The following is a 19,992-nucleotide window of genomic DNA, read 5'->3' on the forward strand; positions in this document are numbered from 1 at the left end:
CATCCTCTAGAATATGGTTCTGGGTATGACGCGGACCTGGCTGGAGGATGAGCAATGGCGATCGGGTTGAGCGAGGAGCACGAGGCGCTCCGCGAGTCGGTGAGCGGCTGGGCCGAGCGGAACATCCCCTCGGAGCGGGCCCGCGCGGGTTCCGAGAGGCGTCCCGCGTTCTGGCCGGGCCTCGCCGAGCAGGGCCTGCTGGGCCTGCACCTGCCCGAGGAGTACGGCGGCTCCGGCTACGGCCTGCTGGAGGCGGCGGTGGCCGTCGAGGCGCTGGCCGAGCGGGTGGCCCCGGGGCCGTACGTGCCGACCGTGCTGGCCAGTGCCGTGATCAACGCCTCGAAGCGGCCCGAGCACCTGGAGCCGTTCGCCGACGGCACGCTGACCGCCGCCGTCGCGCTGACCGGTGCGCTGACCGGCACCCGTACGGAGGACGGCGCGCTCGTCGTCTCCGGCACGGCCGAGCCCGTACTCGGCGGCTCGCTGGCCGACGCGCTGGTGTTGCCGGTCACCACGGCTGACGGCGAGGAGTGGGTGCTCGTCGACGCCTCCTCCGCCACCGTCACCGAGGTCAGGTCGCTCGACCTGACCAGGCCGGTGGCCAGGGTCGAGCTGTCGGAGGCAGTGGTGCCGGCCGAGGGCGTCCTGGGCGGCGTCGAGAGCGCCGACGTCCGCAACCTCGCCGCGATCCTGCTCGGGGCCGAGGCGGCGGGCCTGGCCTCGTGGTGCGTCAAGGCCGCCGCCGACTACGCCAAGGTACGCGTCCAGTTCGGCCGCCCGATCGGCCAGTTCCAGGGCATCAAGCACAAGCTGTCGCGCATGCTCGTCGCGCTGGAGCAGGCCCGTGCCACCGTCTGGGACGCCACCCGCGCCCAGGGCAGGGAGCTGGAGTTCGCCGCCGCCGTGGCCGGGGTCATGGCCCCCGACGCCGCCGTGCTGTGCGCCAAGGACGCCATCCAGACGTTCGGCGGCATCGGCTACACCTTCGAGCACGACGTGCACCTCTACTACCGCCGCGCGCTCACCCTGCGCGCCCTGCTGGGCCCGTCGGCCGAGTGGGCCGCCACCGTGACCTCGCTCGCGCTGCGGGGCGTCTCCCGCGAGATGGAGATCGACCTGCCGGAGGACGCCGAGGAGCTGCGCGAGTCGATCCGCGCGGAGATCGCCGAGATCGCGCTGCTGGAGGGCAAGGAGCAGAAGCGGGCCCTGGCCGGGCGCGGGTTCGTCATGCCCCACCTGCCCAGGCCGTGGGGCCGCGCCGCCAAGCCCCTGGAGCAGGTGCTCATCGCCCAGGAGTTGAAGGCCGCCAAGGTACGCCTGCCCGCGATGATCATCGGTGCCTGGGTGGTGCCGTCCATCGCCGCGTACGGCACGCCCGAGCAGCAGGAGCGCTTCCTGCCCGCGACGCTGAGCGGCGAGCTGATCTGGTGCCAGCTCTTCTCCGAGCCGGGCGCGGGCTCCGACCTGGCCTCGTTGCAGATGAAGGCGGAGAAGGTCGAGGGCGGCTGGAAGCTCAACGGCCAGAAGATCTGGACGTCCGTCGCCCACGTGGCCGAATGGGGCATCTGCATCGCCCGCGACTCCAACGAGGGCTCCAAGCACGAGGGCATCACGTACTTCCTGGTCGACATGAAGGCCCCCGGCGTCACCGTCAGGCCGCTGACCGAGATGACCGGCGAGAACCTGTTCAACGAGGTCTTCCTCGACGACGTCTTCGTGCCGGACGACCTGGTCGTGGGCGAGGTCGGCGCGGGCTGGAAGGTGGCCCGCAACACGCTGTCCAACGAGCGCGTCTCCCTGTCGTCCGGCTCGGGCGGCAGCGGCGCGTCGGTGCCCGACCTGCTGGGCCTGATCGGCCGGCTGGGCAGGGAGCTGACGCCGGTCGAGGCACAGCGGGTGGCCGAGGTGGTCGCCGAGGGCCACTCGATCAACGCGCTGTCGCTGCGGGTGACGCTCAAGCAGCTCGCCGGGACCGAGCCGGGCGCGGACGCCTCCGTACGCAAGCTGCTGTCCACCTCCCACGCCCAGCACGTCTCCGAGACCGCGGTCGAGCTGCTCGGGGCCGCCGCCGTGACCGCGGCCGACATGACGCTCGGCGACGCCGGCTACTGGACCAGGGCCGTGCTCGCCACCAGGGCGATGACCATCTACGGCGGCACCACCGAGGTGCAGCTCAACATCATCGGCGAGCGCATGCTGGGCCTGCCGCGCGACCCCGAGCCGGGCAGGTAGCGGCCTATCCCGTCGCGGGTCGCGGGGGGATGGGCGGGCCGTTCTCGTCGGGGACGGGGCGGCCGATCCTGATCTCCCCGAGGCAGGCGGCGGGACCGCCGGTCGTGCGCACGGCCAGCTCGCCGCCCTCGCCGTGGACCTGGGTGAACGTCCTGCCCAGGTCCCTGCCGGCGGGCGCCTGGGCGACGCCGAGGCCGAGGCGTACCGACAGGTTGGTCTCGGCCCCGTTCAGGTAGGAGAGCTGCACCGTGTACTCGCCGCCCGCCAGCGGGTACGGGAGCCGGAAGCGCACCTCCTGCCCGCCGACCGGCACGCAGGACGAGCCCTGCGGGATCGTGACCCCCTCGACGGCCACCGGGCGCAGGCGTCCCCTGGCGTCGAACACCATCGGGTTCGGCAGCGGGCCGGACAACCGGCGGACCCACGTCACCGGCCACGGGTCGGGCACGCCGAGCACCTTGGAGTGCAGGGCGTAGTCGTGGAAGAAGGCGGGGGCGGCGACCGCGGGCGGCACGTGCGTGTCGAGCACGACCGTGCCATCGGGCACGCGGGACAGCGCGAGCCTGGCCGTCTCCACGTAGCCGCGTACGGTACGGCCCAGCGGCCGATCGGCGTAGGCGGCCACCGACCAGACCGAGCCCGCCGTGACGGCGGCGGCCAGCGGCACCCACGCCCATCTGAGGCGTGAGCGCGGGCGCAGCCACGGGCGCTCCTCGCCGTCGAGCGGGATGAAGGCCAGCCCGATCACCACGGACACGACGGTGGCGGTGGCGGCCAGGTAGCGCAGCTCGTGGCCGAGCACGTCCGGCCCGAGCAGTTCGATCCGGCCCAGCAGCACCGGCACCACGTCGGCCAGCAGGAAATAGCCGAGCAGCACCAGCCACGCCAGCCAGGCCCGCCGCCGGTAGAGCACCGACACGGACACCACGACCGCCGCCACGCCCAGCCCGGCCCACACCAGCGGCTCCGGCGTGGCCGCCATCGCGTAGTCGTCGCCGATCGGCTGCCACCGCCACGGCCCGCCCAGCGCCGACGTCACCAGCCCGCGCGAGCCCAGCGTCCACGCGAACGCGCCCGCCACCCCGGCCTCCGGCAGGCCCGGGGTCTGCGTCGCGTCGTTGATCTGGACGGACCCGTACAGCCCGGTGAAGAAGACCCACGAGTACGCCGCCAGGATCACGGCGTACGACACCCACGCCCGCCACAGCCGTCGCCACGCGGGCGTCAGCCAGATCGCGGTGATCACCAGCATCAGCACGGGGACGAACGCGGCCTTGACGAAGAACAGCAGCCCGAACACCGTCCACGCGCACGCCGCCACCACGTGCCGCGTCCGGCCGTCGCGCACGTAGCGGACGTGGGACGACAGCGCCATCGGCAGCGCCAGTTGCAGCGGCAGCGTCTCCAGCACCGCCGCCCACCACGACAGGGACGGGATCGTCATCGGCGTCACGAGGTAGAGGCCGAGCGGGACCAGGATCGCGGGCCTGGCCCCGAACAGCAGCCGGAGCAGCCGCAGCAGCGCCAGGCTCGCCGCCGCCTGCAGGGTCATCGTCGTCGCGTGCGCGAGCAGCTCGTTGTAGCCGCCGAGGCGGGCCATCGCCCAGGAGATGCCGAAGCCGCCGGGCAGCAGGTGGCCGACGTCGACCCACATGAGGTAGTCCCAGGTGAGCGGGCTCTCCTGGGCCCTGATGAGGTAGTGGAAGTCGTCCTGGCGGAAGTAGGTCCGCCTGACCAGCTCGAACTTCCAGACGAGCTGGAGCGCCACCATCGCCAGGCCGGTGGCCAGCACCGCGTCGCCGGCGCGTAAGCGGGGACGCGCCCCTTCGACCCTCATCATGGTCATCGCCCCGTTCCTCCCGCCGCAGCGTAACAAGCCGCCCCGCTTCGCCGTCCCGCCGTGCGTCGCCCGATCCTCCGCCGGAGGGTGTGCGGTCGGCTGGGTGCGGGCGGTTTGTGGTGTCATAGCGGGATGCCGTACACGGCCCGCGCCGGGCTCGCCGCCGCCCTTCTCGGGCTGGTCCTCGGCTGCCTGGCGCTCGGGCCCGCCCTGGGGTGGGGGTTCACGCTGCTCCAGGACATGGTTTTCGTGCCGGAGCCGGAGTTCTCCAGGTTCACGTTCGGGCTGGCGGGCGGCGCGGCGCGGGCGGTGCCGAGCGACGCCGTGGTGACCGCGCTGGCGTACGTGCTGCCGGCCGAGCTGGTGCAGAAGCTGATCCTGCTGGGGATCTTCGTGCTGGGCTGCTCGGGGGCGGCGCTGCTGGTGCCGTCCGGGTCGCTGGGGCCGCGGCTCGTGGCGGGGGCGTTCTACGTGTGGAACCCGTACGTGGCCGAGCGGCTGCTCATCGGGCAGTGGGCGCTGCTGCTCGGGTACGCGGGGCTGCCCTGGGTGGTGCGGGCCGTGTGGTCGCGGCGGCGGGTGGTGGCGGCGATGGTGCCCGCGGCGGTGGGCGGGTTCGCGGCGATGACGGTTACCGCGATCACGGCGCTCCCGGTCGCCGCGCTGAGCCTCCCGCCGGGTGCCGGGCCCGGCGCTCGATCAGGGGCCAGGCTCGCCGCGCTGCCGCGCCGGCGGGTCGTCATGTGGGTGGCGGTGGTGCTGGGGCTGTTCAGCCTGCCGTGGCTGGTGCCGACCGCGCTGCGGCCGTACGGGATCGAGGGGGATCCGGCCGGCGTGGACGCGTTCGCGGCGCGGGCGGACACCCCGTTCGGCGCGGTGGGCAGTCTGCTGTCGCTGGGCGGGATCTGGAACGCCTACGCGGTCCCGCCCGGCTACGAGAGCGTGGTGGGGGCGGTGGCCAGGCTGGCGCTCACGCTCGCCGGGGTCGTGGCCTTCCTGCGGGCGGACGTCCCGTACAAGAGGGGGCTGGCCGTGGCGGCGGGGGTCGGGCTCGGCGTGGCGTGCGTGGGGGTGAGCGGGCCGGGCCGGGAGGCGTTCAAGCAGGTGGTGGGGGTCTGGGGCGGGTTCGCGGTGTTCCGTGACGCTCAGCAGTACGTCGCGCCGCTGGCCCTGGCGGCGGCCGTCGGGCTGGGCCTGCTGGCCGAGCACGTGGCCCGCCGCCGGGTCTGGGTGGCGGCGCTGGCGCTGGTGCCGGTGGCCGTGCTGCCGACCATGGCGTGGGGCTCGCTCGGGCGGCTCGGGTCGGTCTCCTACCCGGAGAGCTGGACGGCCGCCCGCGAGGCGATCGCGGGCGATCCCGCGCCGGGTGACGTGCTGGTGCTGCCGTTCGAGTCGTACCGGCGGTTCCCGTGGAACGGGGGGCGGGCGGTGCTGGATCCCGCGCAGCGCTTCTTCGCGGTGGCGGGCCGCCGGGTGGTCTCGAACGACGCCGTACGGGTGGGCGACCTGGTCGTGGGAAGCGAGGACCCACGGGCGCAGGCGGTAGAACACGTACTACAAGGGTCGTCGCCGAACCTGCCGGGAGCGGGGTTTCTGTACGTGATAGTCGACGCGGGGACCGGGGAGGAGCGGGCGCGGTTCGCGGGGTGGCTCCGGGCTGCGCACCTCGTGGTCGAGGGGGATGACCTGCGACTGTACCGATTCGACGGTCCGGTGGCGCGGGTTTCGCCCCAATAGGTAAGCTCATCAGCGGCTTTGTTAAGCTTTCGCAGAGCTACTTCCCAGTAGCAAGAATTGGTTCTAAGTTGGGTGACGCCCGCACCACTCGCCCGCTCCAGGAGGAACCCCCGTGATCAAGATCCTCTTAGCAGCGATCATCGGCGTAGCCGTGGCGGCACTCGTGGCGACGGTCACCACCGTCACGTTCACCGGGGCCACCGCCACGCCGGTCAACCAGCCGCTCTACAACTACGGCGACCGGTAACCCGAGCCGACATGCCGCCCTCTCCACCTGGGGACGAGGGGACGAGCCGACGACCACTGCTGGAGATCGTCATTCCCGCCTACAACGAGGAAGGACGACTCCCCGGGGGGCTCCTGCAGATGTGCGCGAAGCTCGCCCGCCTGCCGTTCCCCACCTCGGTCATCGTCGTGGACAACGCCAGCACGGACCGTACCGTCGAGATCGTCAGGACCTGGCCGCGCGGCCAGGTGCCCGTCCGCCTGGTCCAGTGCGCGATCCCCGGCAAAGGCGCCGCCGTGCGCGCCGGGCTGCTCGGCACGAGCGCTCCCTTCGTCGGCTTCTGCGACGCCGACATGGCCACCGACCTGGCGGCCGTGGACGTGGCGCTCGGCCTGCTGCTGTCCGGTGAGCGGGTGGTCATCGGCTCCAGAGGGCACCGGGGCTCCCACGTGGAGAACCGGCACAGCCGGGTCCGCGAGCTGGGCGCCTTCGGGTTCCGCGCGCTGGCGCGGGTGCTCGTGCCCGGGGTGAGCGACACCCAGTGCGGCTTCAAGTTCTTCGACGGCGCGATGGCCCGCGAGATCGCCGCGCGGCTGCGTACCCCCGGCTTCGCCTTCGACGTGGAGTTGCTCGCGCGCTGCGCCGAGCGGGGCGCGCGGGTGCGGGAGATCGCCGTGCGCTGGCGGGACATGCCGGGCTCGCGCTTCTCCCCGGCCCGGCACACGTTCGGCATCGTGCTGGAGCTGGGCCGGATCTGGCTGCGGCTGCGCGTCCCTTCCCGGCCCGCCGCGCATCCGGCCTGGGAGCCGCCGCTCGACCCCGTCGGCTCTCCGTGAAGATCGCGATCGTCAACTGGCGGGACCCCTGGCATCCGCGCGCGGGCGGCGCGGAGACGTTCGCCTGGGAGCTGGCCCGCCGCTTCGCGCGGAACGGCCACGAGGTGTGCTTCGTCACCGCGCGGGCCCCGGGGCAGCGGCGGCGCGAGAGCGTCGAAGGCGTCCTGTTCGTGCGGATGGGCGGGGCCCTGTCCGTCTATCCGCTGGTGCTGGGCTGGCTGCTGCCGCGCGGGGGCCGCTTCGACGTGGTGCTCGACTGTCAGAACGGGATCCCGTTCTTCACCCCGTGGGTGGTGCGGCGGCGTACCCGGGTGCTGTGCGTGGTCCACCACGTGCACGACCGGCAGTTCGGGGTGCACTTCCCGCGCTGGATGGCGGCCCTCGGGCGGTTCCTCGAAGGGCCGGTGTCGCGGTGGAGCTATCGGCGGCACGAGAGCGTGGCCGTCTCGCCGTCCACCGTGCTGGCCATGCGGGAACGGCTCGGCTGGCGCGGCCCTGTGCACATCGTGCCGAACGGGGTGAGCGTCGCCGCGCCCGCCGACCTGGTCAGGAGCCCGGTACCGCGGCTCGTCTGCCTCGGGCGGCTGGTCGCGCACAAGCGCGTGCACCTGCTCGTCGACGCCGTGGCGGCGCTGCGCGAACGCTGGCCGGACCTGGTCGTGGACGTCGTCGGCAGGGGGCCGGAGGAGGCGGCGCTGCGTTCCCGGCTGCCCGAGGGCGTGATCCTGCACGGCTACCTGCCGGAGGAGGACAAGGCGCGCGTCGTCGCGCGGGCGTGGCTGCACGTGAGCGCCTCCCAGGGCGAGGGGTGGGGGCTGAGCGTGCTGGAGGCCGCCGCGCTGGGCGTGCCCACGGTGGCCTTCGACGTGGACGGGCTGCGCGACGCCGTACGCCATGGGGAGACGGGCTGGCTGCTGCCCGAGGGGACCGACCTGGCCAAGGGCATAGCCGCGGCACTCGACGATCTGGACCACACTTATACCGTGAAATGTCGGGAATGGGCGGGCCGTTTCTCCTGGGACCGCAGCGCTGACCGTCTCACCGCCCTCATGCTCGGCCACGGCCACGGCCACGGCCACGGCCACGACGACGGCCACGGCCACGACCACGACTGCGGCCCCGGCTGGGAGCGGGAGCAGCGGTGAGCCAGGTCAAGTCCCTGCTGCCGACCGACAAGCTCGTGGCGGGCCGGCGTACGGGTGGCGGGCGGCCGGTCGGCGAGCCCGCCAGACGCCGGCTCTGGCTGCTGCTGTGCTGCTTCGGCTTCGGCCTGCTGGCGTTCACCACCAAGCCGGGCCACCTCATCTCCGACACCAAGATGGACCTCGCGCTCAACCCGCTCGGCTGGCTGGAGCGCGCCGCCCACCTGTGGGACCTGCAACACTTCGGCCAGCTCCAGAACCAGGTGGCCGGCTACATCTTCCCGATGGGGCCGTTCTTCGCGTTGGGCGACCTGGCCGGCGTCGAGCCGTGGGTGACGCAGCGGCTCTGGCTCACGCTGCTGATGTGCGTGGCCTTCCTCGGCGTGGAGCGGCTGACCGGGCGGCTCGGCATCGGCACGCCGGGCACCAGGATCGCCGGGGCCCTGGCGTACGCGCTGGCCCCGCGCGCGCTGTCGATCCTCGGTGAGATCTCCATCGAGTGGCTGCCCGCCGCGATGCTGCCGTGGATCCTCCTCCCGCTGCTCACCGCCTCGGAGACGGGCCAGCGCGCCCGCGGGGCGATCAGGTCGGCGCTGGCGGTGGCGCTGTGCGGCGGCGTGAACGCGGTCGCCGTGCTGGCCGTGCTGGTCGCGCCCGTGCTCTACATCCTGACCCGGCCGCGCCCGGTGCCGCGCTGGCGGCTGCTCGGCTGGTGGTCGGCGGCCGTCGCGGTGGCCACCCTGTTCTGGTCGCTGCCGCTGGTGCTCGTGGGCCGCTACGCCTTCTCCTTCCTGCCGTACACCGAGACCGCCGAGACCACCACGGCGGTCACCTCGCTCACGAACGTGCTGCGCGGCGCCTCCGACTGGGTGCGTTACCTGCCGCTGAACGGCGTCTTCGAGCAGCCGCCCGGGTTCGCGATCGCCACCTCGGCCACGATGGTCGTGGTCACCGGGGTGATCGCGGCGTTCGGCCTGGCCGGGCTGGCCCGCGGCGACCTGCCCGCCAAGGGGTTCGTGGTGGCGCTGTTCGTGGTGGGCGTGGCGGCGCTGGTGGCGGGGCACGCGAGCGCGCTGGAGCCGGTCGTGGCCGAGCCCGTGCGCCGGCTGCTGGACGGCCCGCTCGCGCCGCTGCGCAACCTGCGCAAGTTCGACCCCCTCGTACGACTCGCGCTCGCCCTCGGCCTGGCCCACCTGCTGGTCAGGGCCCGGATCCCGGTGCGTACGCTCACGGCGGCGGCCTGCGCCGCGCTCGTGCTGCCCGTCTTCAACCAGGGCCTGGCCGCGCCCGGCGACTTCAAGGAGGTGCCCGCGTACTGGCGCGAGGCCGCGGACTGGCTCAACCGCAACGCCGGCGACGACGGCGTGCTGATCGTGCCGGGTGCCAAGTTCGCCGAGTACGCCTGGGGCCGCCCCATGGACGAGCCCATGCAGGCCCTGTCGCTCTCCCGCTGGACCACCCGGCAGATCACGCCGCCCGGCTCGGTCGGCCTGACCAGGCTGCTGGACGCCATCGACCAGCGGCTCACCGCGGGCCACGGCTCGGCCGGGGTGACCGACGTGCTGCGCCGCCTCGGCGTGCGCTACCTGCTCGTCCGCAACGACCTGCTCAGGCAGAACCTCCAGGGCGCCTGGCCGTCGCGGGTCTACGAGGCGCTGCGCGAGTCGCCTGGCGTCAGGAAGGTGCGCTCGTTCGGCGAGCCGATCGGCGACAGGGAGACCGACGACGCGGTGAACCAGGTCGACCCGCCGTTCCCCGCGCTCGACCTCTACGAGGTGCCGGGCAGTTCCGACCTGGTCTCCGTGCAGTCGGCGGCCGACGCGGTGGCCGTGCGCGGCGGGCCCGACTCGCTGCTCGCCATGGGCGACCTCGGCCTCCTGGGCGACGGCCCGGTGCTGGTCAACGGTGACGCGGGCACGCGCGAGACGCCGACCGTGGTCAGCGACGCGCTGCGGCTGCGGGAGCGCTCGTTCGGCGAGATCCGGACGAACTGGTCGCCCACGCTGACGGCCGACAGGAAACGGGACTTCTCCGGGGTCAGGGAGCTCGACCTGCTGGAGGACGGCTGGCTGGACGAGACCGCCGTGGCCGAGTACCACGGCATCGCGGGGATCAGCGCCTCCTCCTCGGTCGCCGGTCCATACACGATCGCCGGGATCAGCAGCGCAGGACGCGGCCCGTGGGCGGCCATGGACGGCAACGTGGACACCGCCTGGGAGAGCGACGGCTCCGCGGCCCCGCAGGGCGAGTGGCTGCGGGTGGACCTGCCTGGCCCGGTGCGGATTCCGTACCTGGACGTCATGTTCGCCCCCGACCTGCTGCTCGGCCAGACGATCACGCGGGTGGCCGTGGAGACCGAGGGCGGCAGCCTGGTCCAGGACGTCCGGCGCGGCACCGACCCGCAGCGGCTGCGCGTGCCCGCCGGGCCCACCGGCTGGGTGCGGGTCAAGGTGGTCGCGACCGGGGCCGCCGGGTGGAGCTACGGGCAGCGGGTCGGCGTCGTCGAGCTGTCGATCCCCGGTGTCACGCCCGAGCGGTCGATCCGGCTGCCGGGCCGCGGCGGCGACGCGTACGTGATGGACCGGGGGCTCGACGAGCGGCCCGCCTGCATGCGCAACCAGTACCGGTGGGTGTGCAACGAGGTGGTGCTGGCCAAGCAGGGCGAGGAGACCGGGTTCGACCGGACCTTCCAGGCCGGGACCGCCTCGACCGCAGACGTGCGGGGAACGGCCGTGCTGACCGACCCTGAGCTGATCGACCGCTTCACCCGCATTCGCGCGGACCTGACGACCGTGACCGGCTCGTCCCAGCTCAGCGAGGACGCCGTGGTCTCGCCCAGGTCGGCGTTCGACGCGGACGGGAGCACCACCTGGATCCCGGACCCCGCCGACGCCGAGCCCACGCTCACCATCGCCTGGAAGGGCAAGCGGACGATCTCCGGACTCCAGATCGGCCGCCCGGGAGGCGACCAGGCGGCCCTGGACGTGATCGTGAGCGGCGACGGCGGCGCCGTGCGCGGCGGGCGGGTGGACGAGCGGGGCAACCTCACGTTCAAGGCCATGTCCACCAGCCGGCTCCAGCTCCGCTTCGCCCCCTTCTCCCAGCGGCTGCAGGTGACCGAGCTGGTGGTGCCCGGCGTCGAGCCGGTGGGCCGGCCCGCCGACGTCCCGCTGCGGCTGGACTGCGGGCTCGGGCCGCAGATCGAGGTGAACGGCCGCAAGATCCCGACCAGGGTCACCGGCAGCCACGCCGACCTGCTCGAACAGCGGCCGGTGGAGATCGTGGGCTGTTCGGAGGCCGAGCTGGTCGCGGGCGACAACCGGGTGCGGGTGGCAGGCTGGGACCCGTTCGAGATCGACTCGCTCGTGGTCGGCGCGCTGCCCGAGGAGCCGCGCGGTGTGGCGGGGGCCGCGGTGCGGGGCGCCTGGACCGCCTCCGCCCGCGAGGTCGAGGTGAGCGCGCCCAAGGACTCCTACCTCGTCGTCAACGAGAACCACAACGCCGGCTGGCGGGCCCAGGTCAACGGCGAGACGCTCAAACCCGTCAGGATCGACGGCTGGAAGCAGGGCTGGGAGCTGCCCGCGGGCACGTCGGGGACCGTCCGGCTGGAGTACCTGCCCGACCGCGCCTACCGGCTCGCGCTCGTGCTCGGGCTGGCCGGGATCGCGCTGCTCGCGCTGGCCGCCCTGGTGCTGCGGGGGCCGCGGCCCGAGCACGTACGCGAGACCGCCCCGGCCTCGGCGGCCCGGATGTCGCGGGCGCGGGCGCCGTACGTGGTGGTGCTGGCGCTGGTGTTCGGCGGCTGGGTGGCGAACTGGCCCGGCATGGTCGCGGTGGTCGCCGCCGTGCTGGTGACCCTGCTGCCCCGCGCCCGCGGGCTGCCCGCGCACTGGGCGGCGGCCGGGCTGTTCTGCGCCGCCACGGCGTCGCTGGCGGCGGGCCTGGTGCTGCGCGACCGCGGGATCGGCCTGCCCGGGATCGTCGTGGAGGTGCTCATGGACCAGGCGCCGCAGCTCGCCGCGTGCGCGGCCGTGGGCGTGCTGTTCGGCCGCCTCGTCACGGAGCCTGCGCGGACGGAACCGGAGCCGGAGCGCCCGGCGGTGGAACAGGTGCTGACCGGTGCCGGTCGAGCTTGAGCGCGCCCACCTCGACCAGGTGGTGGGTGCCGACGCTCAGCACCATCGTGACCACGAACGACACCACCGCCACGCTGAGGAAGTCGCCCTGGAACGGCTGCGCGCCGGTCAGCTTGAGCTGCAGCGTGATCACGGGCGCGTGCCAGAGGAAGAAGCTGTAGGAGATGCGCCCGAGATAGGCGCTCACGGGGTTGCCGAGCACCCGGTTCCTGAGCGAGCCGGGCCTGGCGGCCAGCGCGAACGGCGCCACCAGCAGCACCGCCACGGCCGCCTCCAGGCTCAGCCGCCACAGCGACTGCGACAGGGCGGGCAGCGTGAGCGTGCGCGGTCCGGCCAGCTCGGTGCTCAGCAGCGCGTACAGCAGGGCCGCCAGCACGAGGAGCTGCGGCGCCAGCGAGTCGACCACGCGGCTGTGCCCGATCCACACCGACAGCACCGCCATCGCCATGCCGCAGGCGAAGAACACCAGATGGTACGGCAGCAGCAGGGCGAGCTGCGGCTGCTCGAACAGCCGGGCCACGATCACGGTGGCCGGCGAGACCGCCGCCAGCGCCGCGATGCCCGCCAGCAGCCGGACCGGCCGGTTCCCGCCGCGCGCCCACCGGTGCAGCACCCAGGCCAGCACCGGCAGCAGCACGTAGAAGGACATCTCGATGGGCAGCGTCCACATCTGGTAGAGCCCGTCGGGCACCGGGTCGCCGGGGAAGAAGTTCTGCGCCAGCAGCATCCACTTCAGCCGGTCCGTCCAGTCGAACGAGCTCCACGCCCACAACGACAGCCCGGCGACCAGCCAGTAGGCCGGCATGACCCGCAGCACCCTGCGCCACAGGTAACGCAGCGGTCGCGGCCGTGCCGTATCCTCGATCACCGCGCGCGCCCACGGGCGGTAGAGCAGCAGGCCCGACAGGAGGAAGAAGATGGGTACGGCGATGCCCAGGCGGCTGATCATCCACGGGACCATGCCCTCGCGGTACATGACGCCCGTGTTGCTGCCGACGTGCAGCAGCCAGACGCCGAGCGCGGCGATCGCGCGGATGCCGTCGAGGGCGGCGTCCCTGCTCCTCATCGCTGCTCCCACTGGTCGCTCCCGAATGCGGAAACCAGGATAGAACCTGTTTCTATCGATTTGGTTGCGGTGGTATGCCCGCCGATGACGGGCCGCACCCCCTGGCATACTTTGTTGTTCGACGAACGGACCTGACGACAACATGTTCTATAAAATGCGGAGGACTTGATGGGTCGCATCTCCACGCTCGTCCTCATCGGGTTCGGGGCATTCTTCATCGCGCTGGCGCCGCTGCTGAAATTCTGGGCGGCCGGCCAGATCATCTCCGCGCCGGCCGACCAGTTCGGCATCTCGCGGCTGGAGGCCAAGGGCGCCCAGTACTTCTCCCTGCAGGACCTCAAGGTGCTCACCGGCGACCTCGACATCATCGTCACCACGCGCGGCGACGTGAAGGAGGCCACCGCCGACCGGGTGGTCTGGGACGAGGCCACGGTCGTCAACGACGTGACCAACAGCCGCCCGCAGATCGACATCACCGAGCGGCGCAGCGCCTTCGACCGCTACACGGGGCTGGGCCTCAACTGCTGCGGCACCAGCGTCGAGAAGGCGCCGGTCACGCTGGAGGGGCAGATCTACAAGTTCCCGTTCGACGTGGAGAAGAAGACGTACAAGGTGTTCAACGCCACGGCGCAGAAGGCGTTCGACGCCGCCTTCGTCCGCGAGGACAACGTCGACGGCCTGCCCGTCTACGTCTTCGAGCAGAGCGTGCCCCCGACCAAGACCGAGACCCGCACCGCCCCCGCCAACGTGCTCGGCATCACCGACACCACCGGTGACGTGCAGGTGGACCGCTGGTACGACGGCAAGACGACGTTCTGGGTGGAGCCGGTGACCGGCTCGCCGGTGCGGCAGGAGGTGCAGCGCCACGAGGTGCTGAAGACCCAGGACGGCGTGGAGCGCTCGGCGGCCTTCATCGCCACCGCGAAGATGACCGAGCAGACCGTGAACGACCTGGTCAAGAACGCGCAGGAGGGCAAGAACACCATCAACCTGCTGCGTAGCGTCATCCCGCTGGTGCTGCTGGTCGTCGGCGTCGTGCTGGTCCTGGCCGGCGTGGTCGTGGGCCGCCGCCGCCCGGCCGGCGACGCGTAATCCGCACGCATTTCCAGGGCCCGTGAGAACGGGCCCTTTTCGTTGACTGCGGTTCCTGCTAGAACGGGTTATAAATCAAGGTTACTCACCGGTACCAGACCAAAGGTTCTAGTCTAGAACGCGTTGCAGTTTGCTGACCCGCGGACGTATTGTCAGGCCATGCGGACCCGTGTCACGGACCTGTTCGGAATCGAGCTCCCGATCTTCGCGTTCAGCCATTGCAGGGACGTGGTCGCCGCCGTCAGCCGGGCCGGGGGCATGGGGGTGCTCGGGGCGCTCTACTTCACGCCGGAAGAGCTGGAGACCGAGCTGGCGTGGATCGACGAGCACGTGGACGGCAAGCCTTACGGGGTGGACGTCGTCATGCCGGCCTCGTACGAAGGCGCGGACTTCGCCTCCGATGAGCTGGTCGGCCGCCTGCGGTCCATGATCCCGGACGGGCACCGGGCGTTCGTCGAGAACCTCCTGGCCCGGCACGGGGTCCCGCCCCTGTCGGCCGACGCCGACGCGGGGAGGGTCCTGCTCGGCTGGACGGACGCCACCGCGCGGCCTCAGGTCGAGGTCGCCCTGCGCCATCCCATCGCGCTCCTGGCCAACGCGCTCGGCCCGCCGCCCGCCGACGTCGTCGAGCTGGCGCACGCCCGCGGCGTGCGGGTCGCCGCACTCGCCTCGACCCCGCGCCACGCGCTCAAGCAGGTGGAGGTGGGCGTGGACGTGGTGGTCGCCCAGGGCACCGAGGCCGGCGGGCACACCGGCGAGATCTCCACCATGGTGCTCATCCCCCAGGTCGTGGACGCCGTGGACGTGCCCGTGCTGGCCGCGGGCGGCATCGGCAACGGCCGCCAGATGGCCGCCGGGCTCGCGCTCGGCGCCGAGGGCGTGTGGACCGGCTCCCTGTGGCTCACGGTCGAGGAGGCGGACACCCCGGAGCTGGCCAGGCGCCGCATCCTCGCGGCCACGTCCCGCGACACCGTGCGCTCGCGGAGCTGGACGGGCAAGCCCGCCCGGCTGCTCAGGAACGAGTGGACGCAGGCGTGGGAGTCGGAGGAGTCGCCGGGGACGCTGCCGATGCCGCTGCAGTTCATGCTGGTGTCGGACGCCCTGCGCCGCATCGGCCGCTCGGACGCCGCCGAGCTGGCCACGTTCCCCGCGGGCCAGATCATCGGCGTGCTGAACCAGGTGCGCTCGGCGAAGGACGTGGTCTACGACCTCGTGGCGGAGTACGCCGAGGCCCTGGAGCGTCTCGGACGCCTCACCGCCGACTGACCAGGCGGCCCGTCCCCGTCCCCGTGCCCGTGGACGCCCGTCAGCGTCCCTCGTAGACGGCCGGCCGCTTGTCGCGGAAGGCGCGGGCACCCTCCTTGGCGTCCTCCGAGCCGATCACCGGCCAGCCCAGCTCGTCCGACACCTTCAGCGCGTCCGCCTCCGCCAGGCCCAGCGTGTCCCGGTACGTCCGCAGGATCGCCCGCACCGCCAGCGGGCCGGCGGCTGCCACGTCGTCGGCCAGCTCGTGCGCCGCGGCCAGCGCCTGCCCGTCCGGCACCACGCGGTTGACCAGGCCCATCGACAGTGCCTCCGCCGCCGTGACCGCGCGGCCCGTGAGGAGCAGGTCCATGGCGTGGCTGTACGGGATCTGCCGGGGCAGCCGCACCGCGCTGCCGCCCATCGGGAACAGCGCCCGCCTGGCCTCGAACAGGCCCAGCGTGGCCGACTCCGCCACCACCCGAAGGTCCGTGCCGACCAGCAGCTCCGTGCCGCCCGCGACCGCGTACCCCTCGACCGCGCAGATGACCGGCTTGGTGGGCAGGTCCTCCCGCAGCAGGCCCTTCCAGTGGAAGTTCGGCATCCGCGCGGCCCTGGCCTGCACCACCGGATCGGCGGACGGCGCGCCCATGGCCTTGAGGTCGGCCCCGGAGCAGAAGGTGCCCTGCGCGCCCGTCAGGATCGCCACCCGGATCCCGGGCTCCGCCGACGCGTACGCCCATGCCGAGGCCAGCCCGACCAGCATGTCCGAGGACAGCGCGTTGCGGGCCTCCGGCCGGTTCATGGTGACGGTCAGTACGTGGCCGTCGCGTTCGATCCGGCAGTGCGGCGTGCTGATCGGCAGGAGCTCCACGGGTGCCTCCGAAGTCGCTAAATCAAGCGCTTGCTACGAACTTTGGCCCAGGATACGCTCCCACCAGCAAACGAGAACAGGTTCCTGTTTTGCACGCCCTGAGCTGAGGAGATCAGATGGGCACGCTCGGTTTCTGGAGGCTCGCGCAGGCGGATCCCGAGTGGATCGCGGCCGTGGATCCCGACGGCACGCGGCACCGCGCGGGCGACCTCCTGGCCCGCTCGAACCGTCTCGTCCACGGCCTGCGCGCGCTCGGCCTCCGGCCCGGCGACGGCATCAGCGGCCTGGTCCCGAACGGGGCCGACGGTCTCGTCCTCTACCTGGCCGCCCTGCAGGCCGGCTGGTACTACACGCCGATCAACTGGCACCTCACCGGCCCCGAGATCGCCTACATCGTCTCCGACAGCGAGGCCCAGGCGTTCTTCGTGCACCCCCGCTTCCTGACGGAGGGCGCCCGCGCGGCCGAGGCCATCGCGCCCGAGCGCCGCTTCCTGACCGGGGGAGAGTCGCCGGGGTTCCGGACCCTGAGCGAGCTGACGGGCGGGCGTCAGGACACCGCCCCCGCCGACCGCACCGCCGGTGCCACCATGCACTACACCTCCGGCACCACCGGCAAGCCCAAAGGCGTCAGACGGCCGCTCAGCGGCCTGGACCCGGACGACTCCGCCGAGCTGATGACGTTCCTGCTCGGGTTGTTCGGCATCACCCAGGGCCGCCCGAACGCCCACCTGGTGACCGCCCCGAACTACCACACGGCCGTGACCCAGTTCGGCGGCACGGCCCTGCACATGGGCCACACCCTCGTCTACATGGACAAGTGGGACGCCGAGGAGATGCTCGCGCTCTGCGAGCGCCACCGGGTCACCAACTCCCACCTCGTCCCGACCCACTTCAAGCGGCTGCTCGCGCTCCCGGAGCAGACCCGCGCCAGGTACGACCTCTCCTCGCTCACCTGGATGATCCACGCCGCCGCCCCCTGTCCCGTCCCGGTCAAGTGGGCGATGCTCGACTGGTGGGGCGACTGCGTGTACGAGTACTACGCGGCCACCGAGGGCGGCGGCACCCTGGCCACGCCCGAGGAGTGGAAGGCGCATCCCGGCACGGTCGGGCGGGCCTGGCCGATCAGCGAGCTGCTGATCACCGACGAGCAGGGCGAACCCGTCCCCACCGGCACCCCCGGGACGATCTACATGAAGATGATGGGCGCCTCGTTCGAGTACAAGGGCGACCCCGCCAAGACCGCCGCGAACCGCCTCGAGGACCACTTCACCGTCGGCGACATCGGCTACCTGGACGAGGACGGCTTCCTCTACCTCTGCGACCGCAAGGCCGACCTGATCATCTCCGGCGGGGCGAACATCTACCCGGCCGAGATCGAGAACGAACTGATGATCCACCCCAAGGTGGCCGACGTGGCCGTGTTCGGCATCCCGGACGAGGAGTGGGGCGAGCAGATCAAGGCAGTCGTCGAGCCCGCGCCCGGCGCCGAGCCGGGCCCCGAGCTGGCCGCCGAGCTGCTGGCCTCGCTGGAGGGCCGGCTGTCCAGGATGAAGTGGCCCAAGACCATCGACTTCATCGCCGAGATGCCCCGCGAGCCCAACGGCAAGCTGCTCAAACGCAGGCTCCGCGACCCGTACTGGGAGGGACACGACCGTGCCATCTGATCCGCTGGTCGCTCAGCACGTCCTGGAGTTCCCCGGCGGCTACACGCGTACGACGGGGCCGGTGATCGGCCGGTTCCTCAGCGAGCTGCGCGCCGGCCGCATCGTCGGGGTGCGCACGGCGGAGGGCCGCGTGCTCGTCCCGCCCCTGGAGTACGACCCCGCCACCGGCGAGCCCGTCACCGGCGAGTACGCCGAGGTCGGCCCGGCAGGCACGGTCACCACGTGGGCGTGGGTGGCGGAGCCGCTCGACGCGCACCCCCTCGACCGCCCCTTCGCCTGGGCGCTGATCCGGCTCGACGGCGCGGACACGGCACTCGTGCACGCCCTGGACCCGGGCGACCCCAAGGCGCTCAAGGCGGGCATGCGCGTCTGGCCGGTCTGGCGCGACCGGCCCACCGGTCACATCACCGACATCTCCCACTTCGTCCCCGAGGTCACGAAGATCGTGTCCAACGTGCGCGCCGAATACCGCCTCCAGGCGGGTGGCGCGCTGCGGGTCTTCCTGTCGGGCGTCGAGCGCGGCGTCTTCCTCGGCGGCCGGTGCGAGCGCTGCCAGAAGGTGTACGTGCCCTACCGGCTCTCCTGCCCCGAATGCGGAGCGGCCATCCCGGAGACGCTCGAACTCCCCGACACCGGGACGATCACCACGTTCGCCATCAACAACCTGCCTGATCCCCGGGCCCCGCAGGTGCCGTTCGTGTCGGCGTACATCCTGCTCGACACCACCGACATCCCCCTCATCGCGCTCATCGGGGACGTGCCCGCCCACGAGGTGCGCCAGGGCATGCGGGTCAGGGCGGTCTGGGTCCCCGAGAGCGAGCGCACGGCGTCGATGGCGAACGTTCGCTGGTTCGCCCCCACCGGCGAGCCCGACGTGGAGCTGTCATGAGAGAGGTCGCCATCGTCGCGTTCGCCCAGACGCGGCACACCGCCCACGACACCGGCCTGACCGAGCCCGAGCTGATCGCGCCCGTGATCGACGAGGTCAAGGAGCGCACGGGGCTCACCCGCTTCGGCTTCACCTGCTCAGGAAGCTGCGACTACCTGGCAGGTGCCCCGTTCTCGTTCGTGTCGGCGCTCGACGCGCTGGCCGCCTGGCCGCCGATCTCGGAGAGCCACGTCGAGATGGACGGCGCCTGGGCCCTGTACGAGGCGTGGGTCCGCCTCCAGCACGGCGACGTGGACTCCGCCCTGGTCTACGGCTTCGGCAAGTCGTCGCTGGGCGACCTGCGGACGATCATGACCCTCCAGCTCGACCCGTACTACCTGGCGCCGCTGGGGCTCGACCAGCTCTCCTACGCCGCACTCCAGGCCAACGCGGTGGGCGCCGACAGGAAGGAACTGGACGAGATCGTCCGGCGGAGCCGGGCCGACGGGCGGGGCAACCCGTACGCGCTCGACCTGCCCGAGCCCGACGGCGAGGACTTCGCGGTGCGACCGCTCAAACGGACCGACGTCCCGCCCCTCACCGACGGGGCCGCCGCGATCGTGCTCGCCACCGGCGACCTGGCCGGACGCCTGTGCGCGAACCCGGCCTACGTCACAGGCATCGCCCACCGCACAGAACCCCACTACCTGGGCATGCGTGACCTGGCCAGGTCCGTCTCCGCGGCCGACGCCGCACGGGCCGCGGGGGTCGGCAAGGGCCCCGTGGAGGTGGCCGAGCTGCACGCCCAGTTCCCGCACGAGGAGATCCTCCTGCGCCGGGCCCTGGACCTGGGCGGCGACACCCGGATCAACCCCTCCGGCGGCCCGCTGGCCGCCAACCCCGTCATGGCCACGGGCCTCATCCGCATCGGCGAGGCCGCGCGGCGCATCCACGACGGCGCCGCGAACCGTACGGTCGGGCACGCCGCGGGCGGCCCCTGCCTGCAGCAGAACCTCGTGACCGTCCTGGAGGGATGA

Annotated in this window: 14 protein-coding genes; 11 read left to right on the forward strand and 3 right to left on the reverse strand. The window is 72.6% G+C overall.

Annotation, left to right across the window (positions count from 1 at the left end):
• The first annotated feature begins 54 nt into the window (after positions 1 to 54).
• Positions 55 to 2,232, forward strand: a complete 2,178-nt coding sequence (locus ACZ6S0_RS13295) for an acyl-CoA dehydrogenase (protein ID WP_465916041.1) — start codon at positions 55 to 57, stop codon at positions 2,230 to 2,232.
• Between the two features lie 4 nt (positions 2,233 to 2,236).
• Here the strand turns inward: ACZ6S0_RS13295 and ACZ6S0_RS13300 are convergent, their stop codons facing one another.
• Complete coding sequence (locus ACZ6S0_RS13300) at positions 2,237 to 4,078, reverse strand: hypothetical protein (protein WP_465916042.1); 1,842 nt, start codon at positions 4,076 to 4,078, stop codon at positions 2,237 to 2,239.
• Between the two features lie 126 nt (positions 4,079 to 4,204).
• Here ACZ6S0_RS13300 and ACZ6S0_RS13305 point away from each other — a divergent pair, with 126 nt between their 5' ends.
• The 5 genes from ACZ6S0_RS13305 to ACZ6S0_RS13325 all read left to right on the forward strand — a co-directional run bounded on the left by ACZ6S0_RS13305 (position 4,205) and on the right by ACZ6S0_RS13325 (position 12,149).
• Complete coding sequence (locus ACZ6S0_RS13305) at positions 4,205 to 5,809, forward strand: MmpA family trehalose lipid delivery protein (RefSeq protein WP_465916043.1); 1,605 nt, start codon at positions 4,205 to 4,207, stop codon at positions 5,807 to 5,809.
• Positions 5,810 to 5,921: 112 nt separating this feature from the next.
• Positions 5,922 to 6,056, forward strand: a complete 135-nt coding sequence (locus ACZ6S0_RS13310) for a hypothetical protein (protein ID WP_344874437.1) — start codon at positions 5,922 to 5,924, stop codon at positions 6,054 to 6,056.
• Positions 6,057 to 6,067: 11 nt separating this feature from the next.
• Positions 6,068 to 6,871 carry a glycosyltransferase gene (locus tag ACZ6S0_RS13315; RefSeq protein ID WP_465916044.1) on the forward strand — a complete coding sequence of 268 codons (804 nt, stop codon included), beginning with the start codon at positions 6,068 to 6,070 and terminating at the stop codon, positions 6,869 to 6,871.
• Positions 6,868 to 8,016, forward strand: coding sequence for a glycosyltransferase family 4 protein (locus tag ACZ6S0_RS13320; RefSeq protein ID WP_465916045.1), 1,149 nt, complete (start codon positions 6,868 to 6,870; stop codon positions 8,014 to 8,016). The genes ACZ6S0_RS13315 and ACZ6S0_RS13320 overlap by 4 nt, the downstream gene beginning before the upstream one ends.
• Complete coding sequence (locus ACZ6S0_RS13325) at positions 8,013 to 12,149, forward strand: alpha-(1->3)-arabinofuranosyltransferase domain-containing protein (RefSeq protein ID WP_465916046.1); 4,137 nt, start codon at positions 8,013 to 8,015, stop codon at positions 12,147 to 12,149. Before ACZ6S0_RS13320 ends, ACZ6S0_RS13325 begins: the two co-directional genes overlap by 4 nt.
• On the opposite strand, the gene ACZ6S0_RS13330 is transcribed toward ACZ6S0_RS13325, so the two are convergent.
• Positions 12,070 to 13,215, reverse strand: coding sequence for an acyltransferase family protein (locus tag ACZ6S0_RS13330; RefSeq protein WP_465916047.1), 1,146 nt, complete (start codon positions 13,213 to 13,215; stop codon positions 12,070 to 12,072). The two genes, ACZ6S0_RS13325 and ACZ6S0_RS13330, sit on opposite strands and share 80 nt — an antisense overlap.
• Before the next feature lie 168 nt (positions 13,216 to 13,383).
• Here ACZ6S0_RS13330 and pgfA point away from each other — a divergent pair, with 168 nt between their 5' ends.
• Both pgfA and ACZ6S0_RS13340 read left to right on the forward strand, forming a co-directional pair.
• Positions 13,384 to 14,307, forward strand: coding sequence for a cell envelope lipid trafficking protein PgfA (pgfA, locus tag ACZ6S0_RS13335; RefSeq protein ID WP_465916048.1), 924 nt, complete (start codon positions 13,384 to 13,386; stop codon positions 14,305 to 14,307).
• A 159-nt stretch (positions 14,308 to 14,466) separates the two neighbouring features.
• Positions 14,467 to 15,573, forward strand: coding sequence for an NAD(P)H-dependent flavin oxidoreductase (locus ACZ6S0_RS13340; protein ID WP_465916049.1), 1,107 nt, complete (start codon positions 14,467 to 14,469; stop codon positions 15,571 to 15,573).
• A gap of 40 nt (positions 15,574 to 15,613) precedes the next feature.
• On the opposite strand, the gene ACZ6S0_RS13345 is transcribed toward ACZ6S0_RS13340, so the two are convergent.
• Positions 15,614 to 16,423: a crotonase/enoyl-CoA hydratase family protein gene (locus tag ACZ6S0_RS13345; protein WP_465916050.1), complete on the reverse strand. Its 810-nt coding sequence runs from the start codon at positions 16,421 to 16,423 to the stop codon at positions 15,614 to 15,616.
• Between the two features lie 116 nt (positions 16,424 to 16,539).
• Here ACZ6S0_RS13345 and ACZ6S0_RS13350 point away from each other — a divergent pair, with 116 nt between their 5' ends.
• From ACZ6S0_RS13350 to ACZ6S0_RS13360, 3 genes are read left to right on the forward strand one after another with little or no spacing between them, the layout of a single operon-like run.
• Positions 16,540 to 18,087, forward strand: a complete 1,548-nt coding sequence (locus ACZ6S0_RS13350; protein ID WP_465916051.1) for an acyl-CoA synthetase — start codon at positions 16,540 to 16,542, stop codon at positions 18,085 to 18,087.
• The gene (locus ACZ6S0_RS13355) at positions 18,077 to 18,976 is read left to right on the forward strand and encodes a Zn-ribbon domain-containing OB-fold protein (protein ID WP_465916052.1); all 900 of its coding nucleotides are present in this window, start codon (positions 18,077 to 18,079) and stop codon (positions 18,974 to 18,976) included. The genes ACZ6S0_RS13350 and ACZ6S0_RS13355 overlap by 11 nt, the downstream gene beginning before the upstream one ends.
• The gene (locus tag ACZ6S0_RS13360) at positions 18,973 to 19,992 is read left to right on the forward strand and encodes a thiolase domain-containing protein (RefSeq protein ID WP_465916053.1); all 1,020 of its coding nucleotides are present in this window, start codon (positions 18,973 to 18,975) and stop codon (positions 19,990 to 19,992) included. The genes ACZ6S0_RS13355 and ACZ6S0_RS13360 overlap by 4 nt, the downstream gene beginning before the upstream one ends.

The sequence above is a fragment of the Nonomuraea sp. NPDC051298 genome (assembly GCF_055586305.1).